The 12284-nt window shown below is 58.2% G+C and carries 12 protein-coding genes, 1 pseudogene and 1 riboswitch; of the genes and pseudogenes, 7 read left to right on the forward strand and 6 right to left on the reverse strand.

The features are described 5' to 3' along the window. Window positions 1-79: 79 nt before the first annotated feature. Window positions 80-547 (reverse strand): DUF4126 family protein, encoded by a 468-nt coding sequence (locus tag HDE77_RS01115; RefSeq protein WP_184415304.1) that lies wholly within the window; start codon window positions 545-547, stop codon window positions 80-82. Window positions 548-1291: 744 nt separating this feature from the next. Further along, the gene (locus tag HDE77_RS01120; protein ID WP_184415305.1) at window positions 1292-2230 is read right to left on the reverse strand and encodes a LysR family transcriptional regulator; all 939 of its coding nucleotides are present in this window, start codon (window positions 2228-2230) and stop codon (window positions 1292-1294) included. A 155-nt stretch (window positions 2231-2385) separates the two neighbouring features. On the opposite strand from HDE77_RS01120, the gene HDE77_RS01125 reads away from it, so the two are divergent. The 3 genes from HDE77_RS01125 to bla all read left to right on the forward strand — a co-directional run bounded on the left by HDE77_RS01125 (window position 2386) and on the right by bla (window position 4660). Next, window positions 2386-2790 (forward strand): DoxX family protein, encoded by a 405-nt coding sequence (locus HDE77_RS01125; RefSeq protein WP_184415582.1) that lies wholly within the window; start codon window positions 2386-2388, stop codon window positions 2788-2790. A gap of 43 nt (window positions 2791-2833) precedes the next feature. Beyond that, window positions 2834-3451, forward strand: coding sequence for an NADPH-dependent F420 reductase (locus tag HDE77_RS01130; protein WP_184415306.1), 618 nt, complete (start codon window positions 2834-2836; stop codon window positions 3449-3451). A gap of 303 nt (window positions 3452-3754) precedes the next feature. Beyond that, on the forward strand, window positions 3755-4660 hold the full coding sequence (gene bla / locus HDE77_RS01135) for a subclass B3 metallo-beta-lactamase (protein WP_255482470.1): 906 nt from the start codon (window positions 3755-3757) through the stop codon (window positions 4658-4660). A 55-nt stretch (window positions 4661-4715) separates the two neighbouring features. On the opposite strand, the gene HDE77_RS01140 is transcribed toward bla, so the two are convergent. After that, window positions 4716-5180, reverse strand: a complete 465-nt coding sequence (locus tag HDE77_RS01140; protein WP_184415307.1) for an SRPBCC family protein — start codon at window positions 5178-5180, stop codon at window positions 4716-4718. 167 nt (window positions 5181-5347) lie between these two features. Further along, a complete protein-coding gene (locus tag HDE77_RS01145) occupies window positions 5348-6265 on the reverse strand; it encodes a DUF5996 family protein (RefSeq protein WP_184415308.1) in 918 nt (305 codons plus the stop codon). Window positions 6266-6641: 376 nt separating this feature from the next. Here HDE77_RS01145 and cyoA point away from each other — a divergent pair, with 376 nt between their 5' ends. The 4 genes and pseudogenes from cyoA to cyoD all read left to right on the forward strand — a co-directional run bounded on the left by cyoA (window position 6642) and on the right by cyoD (window position 10536). Continuing rightward, window positions 6642-7481: a ubiquinol oxidase subunit II gene (gene cyoA, locus HDE77_RS01150; protein ID WP_255482496.1), complete on the forward strand. Its 840-nt coding sequence runs from the start codon at window positions 6642-6644 to the stop codon at window positions 7479-7481. Then, window positions 7481-9415 (forward strand): annotated as a pseudogene (gene cyoB / locus HDE77_RS01155) (cytochrome o ubiquinol oxidase subunit I); the annotation flags it as partial. The gene cyoA and the pseudogene cyoB, both read left to right, overlap by 1 nt. 123 nt (window positions 9416-9538) lie before the next feature. Beyond that, the gene (locus HDE77_RS20260) at window positions 9539-10132 is read left to right on the forward strand and encodes a cytochrome c oxidase subunit 3 (RefSeq protein ID WP_221444082.1); all 594 of its coding nucleotides are present in this window, start codon (window positions 9539-9541) and stop codon (window positions 10130-10132) included. Next, window positions 10129-10536 (forward strand): cytochrome o ubiquinol oxidase subunit IV, encoded by a 408-nt coding sequence (cyoD, locus tag HDE77_RS01160; protein ID WP_184415310.1) that lies wholly within the window; start codon window positions 10129-10131, stop codon window positions 10534-10536. The genes HDE77_RS20260 and cyoD overlap by 4 nt, the downstream gene beginning before the upstream one ends. 79 nt (window positions 10537-10615) lie before the next feature. Here cyoD and HDE77_RS01165 read toward each other — a convergent pair whose 3' ends face one another. Together HDE77_RS01165 and HDE77_RS01170 are read right to left on the reverse strand one after the other, a co-directional pair. Then, a complete protein-coding gene (locus HDE77_RS01165; protein WP_184415311.1) occupies window positions 10616-10876 on the reverse strand; it encodes a hypothetical protein in 261 nt (86 codons plus the stop codon). A gap of 115 nt (window positions 10877-10991) precedes the next feature. Then, entirely contained in the window at window positions 10992-11441 is a 450-nt protein-coding gene (locus HDE77_RS01170; RefSeq protein WP_184415312.1) for a PA2169 family four-helix-bundle protein, read from the reverse strand. 457 nt (window positions 11442-11898) lie between these two features. Further along, window positions 11899-12148, forward strand: a riboswitch (cobalamin riboswitch). The last annotated feature ends 136 nt before the right edge of the window (window positions 12149-12284 follow it).

A 12284-nucleotide genomic window follows, 5' to 3' on the forward strand; every position in this document is an offset into this window, starting at 1 on the left:
AAACAAACGGGTCAAAGGGGCCAGATCAACCTGGGATCGGCTCCTGTTCTTTCTTCTCAACTTTGACCCGGCGTCGAATTTACCCGACGTAGCTCAGGGCAGAAAAAGCCAGGGCGACAGCCAAAACGTCTTCAAGCAGGGCGGCAGGCAGGTCGTGTCCGCTGAACAGCTTCCGCACATAAGCCCTACCTTTCGCACCAGCGAGTGTTCCGATCACGCTGCCTACGATGCCGGCCAGGATCCCCAGCAAGAGGCTTCCGTGCGCGATCCCGATGGCCGTACCCGTTAGAGCGCCCATGACGACTCGGGCGCCGAACTGGGGCGGCACGAGGCGGCTTGGGGTTTTGGGCAGCTTGTCGTTGATCATCTCCCCGATGGCCAGCGCGCTACAGATGTAAGACGTTATGCGACTACCCATAAATGCGAGCCACGTCCCCTGCAGAGGAAGATGCTGAGTGCTGGCGGCCCAGCTTATTGCCGCAAGACCAACCATCACGCGCAGGCCACACACAAAACCCAACACAAAAGCAGAGATCAGGACAGACATGTCATTCTCCAGGAAGTGGCGATCCGGTGAATCGTCAGGTTATGGGCAGAAGCCCTGCTTACAAATGCTACCTATGAGTAATCAGGCTCCCAAAAAAGTATCAGGGGCAATTCCTGGAAGGCGCTGGGGACCTATCGGTTCCGGTCGTCGATCGAAGCCAGAAAGGATCATTTCGTGTCGGTGCAAGAGATCCAACGACGACCGCGTTCTTCAAGTTCTCCATGACACCATATCTTTCCAACGCGCGGCATCCATCGATATCCGATCACGGAATGGCATCTTCCGTAATGCGATCATGCGCATCAGTGACATGCACGCCGAAGGTTTCCAGGTCGCGCAGGCAGTCGTCAACGACTAGACCCGGTGTTGGCTCGCCCTTTTGCAGATCGACGGTTTTGAAAGCAGTCCAGGGCGCGTACTTGGACGGAAGGTTTGCTCCCGATGACTCCGTCGTACACCCGAATACGCGACCAGGACCTCTGAAGAGATATACCTGCATAGTCTGCTCCTGTGGGCCATGTTTGCTACAAAGCCGAATTCCAGAATCTAACCAACCGATAGACGTACATGGACATAGGATATATGTCCGCGCTATTTCGCTGAAGCGCCGCGGAGCCTGGGGTGGGACTGATTTTTCGCCAAGCCCGGCGCCCTTTCTGAGCGTTGGAAAAAGAACCTGTTCCCGGACCCGGATCCCGATGGAACGTGTGACTGTGGTCGTTGAACAGGTCCTGACATCGTCGACTATTGCCGTTTAGTCCCATGGCGCCGGACAGCCATCCAACGATCCCACGGAGGATCACCGGCGAACTCCTGTTGCAGGAACTCGGTGAACGTATGGACCTTCGCGGACACGAATCGGCGGGTCGGGTAGATGATCATGGCGTCGGTATGTGGTGGTCGCCATGTCGGCAGTAGCGGCACCAGGTCGCCGCGCGCAAGATCGTCGCCGACGATGAATGTAGGCAGCAGAATAATTCCTTGCCCTGCAAGTGCAGCACTGCGCAATAGATCACCACTGTCAGCACGGAAGTCCCCGCTGACGCGAACGGTGACGACACCGTCCGTGCCCTCAAGCGGCCAGCGATTCTCGAACCCTCCGCTCGGTAGGGTGAGGCAGTTGTGTCCTGCCAGGTCCTGTGGCGTGCGTGGCGTGCCGTGGCGCTTGAGATAGTCAGGAGCCGCGCAGACCACCAGTCGCACCACGGTTAGTGGACGTGCCACATAGGTGGGAGGAATTTCCAGCGACAGGCGCAGGGCAAGATCAAAGCCTTCTTCGATCAGGTCGACGCGCCGATCAGTGGCATGTACTTCGAGTTCCACCTCGGGGTACTTCATGCGGTATCGGGGGAATAGTTCGGCCAGGTGACGAACACCAAACGTGAGCGGCACGCTGATGCGCAGCCGGCCACGCGGTGTCGTGGTTGCCGAACCGACCTCGGCTTCCGCTTCTTGCAGATCGGTCAGCAATTGCGTCGTGCGTTCGATGAAGCGGTGGCCGGCATCGGTCAGATGAAGCCGGCGCGTCGTTCGCTGCAACAGTCGTGTGCCGAGATGATCTTCGAGCTCGGCGATGAGCCGTGACACCGAGGTTGTCGACATGCCGAGCTTCTCGGCGCCGCGCACGAAGCTGCCGGCCTCGACCACTTTCGAGAATGCCTGCATCGAGAGGAATCGGTCCATAAGATTGTCCCGGATTATCCTGTTTTGCGGGATAAATATTACCGCAAAAAGCTATTTATCCGTCAATTCGGGATTCTTAATATGGCGACATCGTTCCACTCATCCACCTGGAGATTGCCATGAACACCTCAACGATTGCTTCCACGAAAGCCAACATGAGCAGCACCACGTACTCCAACGTCAAGCTTCGCGATACGGCCGAACTGGGCGGTCGCATCCTTCTGTCGGCGTTGTTCGTTCTCTCTGGCCTGAGCAAGATCGGCGCCTACGCCGCCACCATCGGCTACATGTCAGTACTGGGCGTTCCCGGCGGTTTGCTTCCAGTGGTGATTGCCACCGAGCTTCTTGGCGGCGTGGCCATCGCCATCGGTTGGAAGACGCGTACTGCGGCGTTCTTGCTTGCTGGTTATTCAGTGCTGACGGCGCTGGTGTTCCATCACAACTTCGCCGACCAGATCCAGATGATCATGTTCATGAAGAACGTGTCGATCGCCGGCGCCTTCCTGCTGCTGACTGTCAATGGCGCAGGCCGCATCAGCATCGACAACAAGTCGCGCTGATCCCTCGCATCCATCTTGCCGATCGTCCATCAGGAGACATCACATGAGCTACGCCATCATCGGATCGGGCGCCATCGGCGGCGCCCTCGCCAAGCAGTTTGCCCGCAGCAAGATCAAGGCTGTGGTTGCCAATCGTCGCGGACCAGCCTCGCTTGGGGATGCACTGCAAGCCTTCGCCCCTACCGTAAGCGCCGCCGAAATCACCGATGCGATGGATGCGGAAGTGATCATCCTTGCCGTCCCGTTCGGGGCGGTGGGGGAGGTCGCCAAGTTGCGCAACGACTGGACCGGCAAGATCGTGGTGGATGCCACCAACGCAATCGAGTTTCCCTCCTTCAAGCCGCTGGATCTTGGCGGGCAGCCTTCCAGTCACGTCGTAGCAAAGCAGTTCAAGGGCGCCAAGGTCGTCAAGGCATTCAACACGCTACCGGCGGCAGTGCTCGCGGATGAGCCGCGCCGGAGCGAGGGCCATCGCACGATCTTCGTTTCAGGTGGCAACGCCGATGCCAACGAGAAGGTCGCATTGCTCGCTACCTTGCTTGGCTTCAGTCCCATCATCCTTGGCCGTCTTGAAGAAGGCGGTTTGCTGCAACAGTTTGGCGGCCCGCTGACGATGCACAGCCTGATCCACTCGAATCCCATCAACGGTATTGAGTCATAAACAGTTCAACAAGAACCCACGAACGAAAAAGGTGCCAGGGATAATTCCTGGAAGGTGCCGGGGACGGATCGGTTCTCGTCGTGGGTCGAGGTCAGGACAGATCATTTCGATGCGGTGGGATCGTGTCGGACCTTGAGCTTCAGCAATCAAAGAGGTTGGAGGCATGACTTGATGCGACGCATTGTCGAAGTGGCTCGTAATTCGAGGTTCTCTCTGATGATCAGAGTCCCGCCATGTTTCAGCCATTTTTCGTTTCGTCGACATCGATAGAATCCGGCCCTCAACTGTCAACAGGAGCGACCGATGGCTGTGTTGAAGCGAATGGTTTTCGGCGCCTTTGTGCTTGCGGCGCTATCCAATCAGGCCTTCGGCGCATCTGCGCCAGATACACATGCGAGCTGGACAACCCCGATAAAGCCATTTCGTATCTACGGAAATAGCTTCTATGTGGGCAGCAAGGGGCTCAGTGCGGTGCTTGTGACATCCCCGCAGGGCCATATCCTTATCGATGGAACGCTGAAGCAAAATGCGCCGCTGATTGAAGCGAACATTCGAGCGGCAGGCTTCAAGCTTTCGGACATCAAGGCGATCGTCAATTCCCATGCGCACTCGGACCACGCCGGGGCACTGGCGCAGTTGGCCAAAGACACGGGGGCACCGGTCTATGCCAGCCGGGCAGGCGCGCTTGCGTTGCGTCTCGGGGGCAAGGATCCACAGGACCCCCAATACGACGGCAACGTGAAATTTCCGCCAGTCGACGCCAAGGTCGTTGCAGACCTCGGACATGTACGTGTCGGCGATCTGGATCTTGTCGGGCACGCCACCCCGGGACACACGCCAGGCAGCATGAGTTGGACCTGGCAGTCGTGCGAAAAGGGCAAATGCTTGCACATGGTCTACTCCGATAGCCTTACCGCCATCACCAATGGCACGTATCGATACACCGACGATGTATCCCGCCCTCAACGCGTCGAACAGTTTCGCCAGTCGATTGCGAAAATCCGCGGCATGCCTTGCGACATATTGATGACCGTCCATCCCGAGGCGAGTGATTTCCCGGGTCGTGCCATGCCGGACGTATCCGGGAGGCGGCCCAAAGGACTTGTAGGCACTTCGGCTTGCCGCCGCCTTGCAGACCAAGCTACGCAAACCTTGGATAGCGAGCTCGCCGACGAAAAAGGCACTGACGCGGAAGGAGCGAATCACTGATGCAAGTGCTAGAAAAGGTGTCAGGGACAATCGCAGGCAGGTAATGGGCCATTAGTCAGCTGCCCTGAACATGGCGTTCCGCGAATGTTTTAAGGGCTTCCAGTGTTCGCTCGTTTTCGTCTTTGAACAAGCGAATGATGACGGCTCTTGCGAGCTTGACGGGCCCGTGGAAGGACAAGTCAAGGGATCGTCGCACACGCACGAAATCGACGGCCTGAGTGAGGTCGCAAGCGAGGTGGATGCCGACCACTCCGAAGAAACCCGGCCTCAGTGTCATGGGTTGTTCGAACGCCACGTGTGTGGGTGGCAGGAGTTCAATGACGCGACCATGACGCACAGCGAAGGGGCCTGGCTCAACGTACGTTGTGCCTACGCGGATCGGGCCATTGGAGATCGTTGTGGTGCCATGAAACGCGGTGGAGCCCGGTAGCCAGGTGTCGTAAGCCCTCAGGTTGGTGACGAGGGCAAACACTTGTTCCAGCGGGGCTCGAACATCGATCTCAAAGTGCAACTCTGTCATGTCGACGTCCCATGTTTATCGAGTGCGTCAGGGCCCGCGTTGTCGACAATCAGACGCCGGCTTGCAAGTCCTGAGCTTCATCCTGAGTAATGGTCAGGTGCGTGTCTCGTGATTCCACTGTCCGAGAAAGGCCGGGTAGCTCAACCCGACCACACTTTGGAACTAAGCTAATCAGGCTGTCCGGTCCCCATGAGATTCGGATCCCAACCCGCGCACTCTGCGCCAGCCTTGAAGGCGGATCGGAAAAACGATAGCAAATCTCCATCGGGGTCTTTGGACTTGCGCAGATCGTCATAGTCCAGAATGAACTCACCCATGGAAGATTCCCACCGTGAGCCTGGCGGGCTGATCTTTGCGTCTTCGATTCCCGCAGGTTGCGGATGGGCGAAGGAGTAGAACGCCGGTTTCGGGTATGCGGCGCTGCCAGCCCACCAGCCCATTTCGATGAGCTCCGCATTCATGGCATTACGACGTATGTAGTCGGCCTTGGCGCCAGGTGACGCGGGCTTGCCGTTATAAAGCGCGTCGCGGATATCCAGTGTTCCCCACATGAGGCCAATGCGTTGAGTCTTACCCAGGAAGCTCCCCTTGAAGATCCGCATCACGTGTTGCGTGCTCAGTAGAATTCGCCACCAGTTATTGGCCATCTGCGGCTCATAGGAGCGTCGCGCTTTATCCTGGTCAAAGGCAATGGGGTTAGGCATTTCTTGCGGCTTCAAGTTAATGGAAACATCAACTCCCGCCTTTTTGAGAAGATCAAGGAGACGCTCCACGAACTCCGCGACAGACATCGACTCCAACTTAAGCCGTCCCAAGGTGCCCCAACTGGTAACGCATACCGTCTCATGCGAGATAAGGTCGACACTGACCTCATACGCTCCGCCGGCGTAGTGGATCGGCCCCGTTGTCAGTCCTCGAGCACTGAGCCACAGAGGTACTCCGGACCATTGCGGCTGAAACGGCTCTTTCAGCTTCAGCTTGCCAATGGCTTGCAGGCCCATGCGGAGAAAATAATGCGCGTCCGCAAAATCCGGATAGGAAAGAGAGGGCCACGGGTCGAGAAAGAGGTCGCTCGGGACGGGCATGGCGGCATCCTCATTGAGGGGGCGTGAGGCCGATCGAACGTTACGCGGCAGAACCTCCAAACGTAACCCTTCTAGGTATACACCCGCGACATTTGTGACAGGGCACATTCTAGAAAAGCCGCGTCACAATCATGAAGCCGCGCCGCCTCGGTCCCGATTGTCGCCGGGAAAGCAACGTTGGGCAGCGCGGCGCGCTTAGGATACCGGCCGGACGCGAATTTCACATTTCGTGCACACCCACGGGTGGACAAGCCACGAGTAGAATTGGGTGAAGGGGAGATCCGGGATGTTTTTTGGAGCCGGTGTGAAAACTCTTTTCACTCTGGGTATTCCCAGAAGAGCCTTGCTCGCCTCCGTGATTCTTGGGCCCCCTCTCATGGGATGCAGCGGTGTGCTTGATCCGCGCGGCCCCGTTGGCGTTTCGGAGCGACTTATCCTCTTCGATTCGTTCGCGATCATGCTGGTGATCGTGATACCGGTCATCCTGGCGACCTTTGCTTTTGCCTGGTGGTTTCGCGCCTCGAACAAGCGGGCGACGTATCGGCCGAACTGGGCGTTTTCAGGCACGTTGGAACTTATCGTCTGGGCGATTCCCGCGATCGTGGTGACTTTCCTCGGTGGCATCGCCTGGTTCGGCTCGCATGAGCTCGATCCCTACAAGCCGCTTCCATCGGCGTCGAAGGCGGTCGAGGTAGAGGTCGTATCGCTGGACTGGAAGTGGTTGTTTATCTACCCGGACGAAGGCATCGCCACCGTCAATCAGCTGGTGGTTCCCGTCGGGCTGCCTGTGCATTTTCGCCTGACGTCGTCGGGCGTGATGAATAGCTTCTTCGTGCCGCAACTCGGCAGCCAGATTTACACGATGGCCGGCATGACGTCCCAACTCAACCTGCAGGCCGATCACGCCGGAACCTATCACGGCCTCTCTGCACAGTTCAGCGGGCACGGGTTCGCCGACATGCACTTCGAAGTCAGCGCCGTAGCGCCAGACACCTATGCGAACTGGGTAGCCAATACGAAGAGGGCGGGGCCGAACCTCGACAACGCGGCGTACGCCGCGCTCGCTGAGCCAAGCGAGAACGTGGCTCCCACGACCTACAAGGCGATCGATCCGGCCTTGTTCGACTCTATTGTCGACGAACGCCTACCCACGCCGAGTATCGGCACCGCGAACGGCGGACAGATGATGCCTGCGCCTGCGAGGAAACAACCGTGATACTCGGCAAACTCTCGTGGTCATCCCTGCCGCTCGACCAGCCGATTCCGCTGATCACGTCGATCGTGCTGATCGTCATCATTGTCGCCCTGCTGGTTTGGCTTACCGTCAAGCGACACTGGCCTTATCTGTGGAGCGAGTGGCTCACCTCGGTCGACCACAAGCGGATCGGGATCATGTACTGCTTGCTGGCGCTGGTCATGCTGATCCGTGGCTTCAGCGATGCCATCATGATGCGGGCGCAACAGGCCGTCGCGCTTCATTCGCCGGGCTACCTGCCTCCGGAACATTTCGACCAGATCTTTTCCGCGCACGGCACCATCATGATCTTTTTCGTCGCGATGCCGTTCATGATCGGCCTGATGAACTTTGCGGTGCCGTTGCAACTCGGCGTGCGCGACGTAGCGTTCCCGACCTTCAATCTGGTCAGCTTCTGGCTGACCGCCGCCGCCGTATTGCTGGTGAACCTGTCGCTGTTCGTCGGCGAATTTGCGCAGACCGGGTGGCTTGTCTACCCGCCACTCTCGGAACTCAAATTTTCGCCCGGGGTCGGCGTCGACTACTACCTGTGGTCCATCCAGATATCAGGTATCGGAACGCTGATTACCGGGATCAACTTCGTCACGACGATCCTGAAAATCCGCGCGCCCGGCATGATCCTCACCCGTATGCCGATTTTCTGCTGGACGGCGCTGGCGGCGAACCTGCTTATCGTGGCTGCCTTTCCCATCCTGACTGCGAGCCTGGGAATGCTGCTGCTTGACCGCTATCTCGATTTCCATTTTTTCACGGTGGGCGCCGGCGGAAACCCGATGATGTTCGTCAACCTCATCTGGGCGTGGGGACATCCGGAGGTCTACATCCTGATCCTTCCTGCCTTCGGCGTTTTCTCCGAGGTAATCTCGACTTTTTCCGGCAAGCCGTTGTTTGGTTACCGGTCGATGGTCGTCGCCACCATGGCGATCTGCATCCTGTCATTCCTGGTCTGGTTGCATCACTTCTTCACGATGGGCGCCGGTGCGGACGTCAATGGCTTTTTCGGCATCATGACGATGATTATCGCCGTCCCCACCGGAGTGAAAATCTTCAACTGGCTCTTCACCATGTGGGGCGGGCGGGTGCGCTTCGAGGTGCCGATGCTGTGGGCCATCGGGTTCATGGTCACCTTTGTCATTGGTGGCATGACCGGCGTGCTGCTGGCCGCGCCGCCAGCCGATTTCGTGCTGCACAACTCGGTGTTCCTTGTCGCGCATTTCCATAACGTGATTATCGGCGGTGTGCTGTTCGGCGCGTTTGCGGGCTACACGTACTGGTTCCCCAAGGCGTTCGGTTTCAGGCTGGATGATCGGCTCGGCAAGGCCGCCTTCTGGTTCTGGATTATCGGCTTCTATGTTGCGTTCATGCCGCTGTACGTGTTGGGTCTTGAAGGCATGACACGGCGCATGCAGCACTACGACGTGCCTGAGTGGCAGCCTTGGCTGATCGTTGCCGCCGTCGGGGCAGTGCTGATCCTTCTCGGGATCTGCTGTCAGGTCGCAGAGCTTGTCGTCAGCATTCGCAACCGCGACTCGCTGCGTGATGTCACCGGTGATCTTTGGGACGGCCGTACGCTGGAGTGGATCACCACCTCGCCGCCGCCGTCATTCAATTTCGCGGTGATGCCGAACGTCACCGGCGAAGAAGCCTATTGGGGGATGAAGCAAAAGGCGCTCGAGCAACGACGCCTCACCGAGCTGCCCGATTACAAGACCATCGAGATGCCGCACAACAGCGCGACAGGCTTTGTAACGGCATTTTTCGCTGTCCTGACGGGGTTCGCCCTGATCTGGCACATCTGGTGGATGGTGATCATTGGTCTCATCGGCGCGTTCGCCACGTTTGTTGCCTTCGCCTGGCGCGACGTTTCGGAATTCCATTTGTCCGCGGAGGAACTGGCCGAGGCCGATCACCGGCGGCGTGAGGCGCGTATCGCGCTCGTCGAAGGTCGTGAGCCCGGGATAACACCGGTGGAATATTCCGACGTCCCTGCTCATGGCTCGTACAAGACGGGTTTCCACATGGATCCGGATGCTGGCTACAAGGGGCCGGCGTCGAAGCGCATCACCACGGCTTATGGCTTCTGGATCTTCCTGCTCTCCGATTTCGTGTTGTTCTCTGGTTTCTATGCTTCCTATGCCGTGTTGTCACACGCAACGGCGGGCGGTCCGGCGGCGAAGGGTCTATTCGACCTGAAGATCGTTGTGCTCGAAACCACATTTCTTCTGTTGTCCAGCTTCGCTTGCGGCATGGCTACGATCGCGAGCAACGTGCGCAACATGCTTTGGACCCAGGTGTCGTACTTGATCACCGGATTACTTGGAGTGGGGTTTCTCTTTCTGGAGGTCAGCGAGTTCGGAAAGATGTTGGCAGAGGGGGCAGGGCCCTCGCGTAGTGCATTTCTTTCGTCATTCTTTGCGTTGGTAGGCCTGCATGGGCTGCACGTGACAGTCGGCCTGTTGTGGCTGGGGACAATGATGGCTCAGTTCTGGGCGAAGGGATTTCGCCCCGACATCATTCGGCGAGGCCTGTGTTTCGCGTTGTTCTGGCACGCGCTCGACATCATCTGGGTAGGGATTTTCACCAACGTTTATCTTCTTGGGACCGGTCCATGAGCGAGTACGAGACTGAAACCGAATTGGGCGATGATTCCGCCCCTGGCGATCAGGAGCCGGGCACGCATAGTGTGTCGGAGGGTGTCCGCAACTATCTCATCGGCGTGGCGCTTGCTGCAGGCCTGACGGCGGGATCATTCTGGGTTGCCAGTGGTACGAGCCTCATCTACGTGCCAGGCGTACCGATGGCATTGGCTGCGCTCGCGATTGCACAGATGGGCGTGCACCTCGCCTTTTTCCTGCACATCACGACAGGTCCGGATAACGCCAACAACGCCCTGGCGCTTGCCTTTGGTGTACTGATTGTCGGGATCGTCATAGCTGGATCGCTATGGATCATGTACCACCTAAATATCAACATGATCGCCCCGAGCTCCATGATGGACGTCCATACACAGCCTTGAGCCGCGGACAAGAGATGTCTGCATGACTACTTACGGGGCTTGCGTGCCAACGCGCGCGAGCTCTTATCGTCGACCTCTTCTACGTGGGAATGACGGTGTCCGTATTCGCACGGCTGCCGAAGAGGCGAAAGCGGATCATTGGCGTCCAGATTTCCTGGGCAATGGTATCGCTATGGTGCAGCAGCATCTTGACAGTCGGGATGTTCGCACTGGCAGCCAGCGGGCTGGTCGGGGAGTGGGGATCCGGCGCGTCTTCGGCAATGTTCTCTGCATCACGCTTCGCCGCCACTAACTTCGCAGCGGCAAGCTGGATGTGCGCAGTGTGGATGTGTCTGATCACCCATGGCTCATGTCGAGTTCTGCGCTGTGTACTGAGCGCTACATGTACCATCGGCACTAAAAAATGCAGGGTGACACCCGAAAGTGCCCCCTGCAGTAAGTTGTGTGCAGACAGGTTATTCGTGGAATGTGTGCTTGATATCCCGCATCTGGTCATGGCCGTTGCGCACTGATGTGTAGACATCGGTGATGACGGCCTTTGTATCGGGGGAAACCTCCTTGTCCTTCATGGCGTCCTCGAACTTCGCCTTGATGTGATCCTCGCCGCGTTCGACTTCGTCCACCACCGCCTTGTTGTCGTTGGAGGTGAGACTCGCACGCAGGTTCACGAACACGCGATGTGCGGAGGCCAATACCGTGCCGTCCTTTTCGGGTTCTGCGCCCAGAAGGAGCACACGTTGCTGCAAGGTCGAAGCGACCTGCTTGCGCTCGGTTGAGCGTTCCCGAAAAAGCGAAATGAGTGACTGGCTCTTGGCATCCTTGGCGGCTTCGGCGTAGCCGTCTGCACTGTCAAGTGTGGTCTCGATCAGGCTGTTGAGGGTTTTGATGTCGTGACTGTTTTCCATCGAATGCGCTCCTGGGGCTCTTGAAGAAATTCCCTTATTGAACGAAGGGGAGTTGCCACTTCATTTGGCCTGGCTGTGCGTGACGGTCGCGGCATGATTTTGTCGGTGTGGCGATCACAGATTCAAAATCTGTCGCGTACGTTCGCTGTGTCGATCTGCGCTTTCACTTTGGCGTCACTGTTGAAGTAGCGATCGGTCAGTCGTTCCGGCATGCGTCGCGAACCAGTTGACGTAGTGATCGCTCCGCCGGGCGTGCTTGGCTTGCGAAGTTCCAACCGACAGGTCACGCCGCGTCGATCGAATGCACGGTGCGGTCGGGTTCTTCTCCCATGGCGACTGGGTGGACGAGCCGCTTTGGCATGACCCGTGCGGGGAGCGCATGGGCCGCTTGGGTTGGCCGCAAGAGGCATCGGACACAGGGTGCTGGCGTTGGAAATAAAGCTCCCCGCACTTCTGCTAAGATGCCCCGGCCTAAGGTGACTGCCAGCATGAGGCCGGCAGTTGAAACGTGAATCCGGTGCGACACACAGGCTTGCCTGATGCGTCTATTCCGGAGCTGCCCCCGCAACGGTAAGTGAGTTGCGACCCGCAAGGGTCGCCGGATCGACATCAAGCCACTGTGCTTCATGCATGGGAAGGCGTCGATCCAGAAGACGCAAAGTCTTCGACCACGAGCCCGGAGACCGGCCTTAAGCGTGAACTCCGGCTTACTCGCGGTGGGGCGAGGCTTGAGAGCGCAGGGTGCGGGTCACGCGCCCGTCGAGCTTTTCATGTCTCCATTCTTCCACGGTCGCCGGCATATTTATCTTTGCCGTACGGGGCCGTGCGGCTGGGGAATTGCCA

Origin of the sequence: Rhodanobacter sp. MP7CTX1 (genome assembly GCF_014205795.1) — a bacterium.
GTDB lineage: Bacteria > Pseudomonadota > Gammaproteobacteria > Xanthomonadales > Rhodanobacteraceae > Rhodanobacter.

Excerpts from the sequence above, each read along its gene's own strand:
- HDE77_RS01115 (WP_184415304.1), bottom strand. The coding sequence starts at position 547 with ATGTCTGTCCTGATCTCTGCTTTTGTGTTGGGTTTTGTGTGTGGCCTG.
- HDE77_RS01120 (WP_184415305.1), bottom strand. The coding sequence starts at position 2,230 with ATGGACCGATTCCTCTCGATGCAGGCATTCTCGAAAGTGGTCGAGGCC.
- HDE77_RS01125 (WP_184415582.1), top strand. The coding sequence starts at position 2,386 with ATGAGCAGCACCACGTACTCCAACGTCAAGCTTCGCGATACGGCCGAA.
- HDE77_RS01130 (WP_184415306.1), top strand. The coding sequence starts at position 2,834 with ATGAGCTACGCCATCATCGGATCGGGCGCCATCGGCGGCGCCCTCGCC.
- bla (WP_255482470.1), top strand. The coding sequence starts at position 3,755 with ATGGCTGTGTTGAAGCGAATGGTTTTCGGCGCCTTTGTGCTTGCGGCG.
- HDE77_RS01140 (WP_184415307.1), bottom strand. The coding sequence starts at position 5,180 with ATGACAGAGTTGCACTTTGAGATCGATGTTCGAGCCCCGCTGGAACAA.
- HDE77_RS01145 (WP_184415308.1), bottom strand. The coding sequence starts at position 6,265 with ATGCCCGTCCCGAGCGACCTCTTTCTCGACCCGTGGCCCTCTCTTTCC.
- cyoA (WP_255482496.1), top strand. The coding sequence starts at position 6,642 with ATGGGATGCAGCGGTGTGCTTGATCCGCGCGGCCCCGTTGGCGTTTCG.
- HDE77_RS20260 (WP_221444082.1), top strand. The coding sequence starts at position 9,539 with ATGGATCCGGATGCTGGCTACAAGGGGCCGGCGTCGAAGCGCATCACC.
- cyoD (WP_184415310.1), top strand. The coding sequence starts at position 10,129 with ATGAGCGAGTACGAGACTGAAACCGAATTGGGCGATGATTCCGCCCCT.
- HDE77_RS01170 (WP_184415312.1), bottom strand. The coding sequence starts at position 11,441 with ATGGAAAACAGTCACGACATCAAAACCCTCAACAGCCTGATCGAGACC.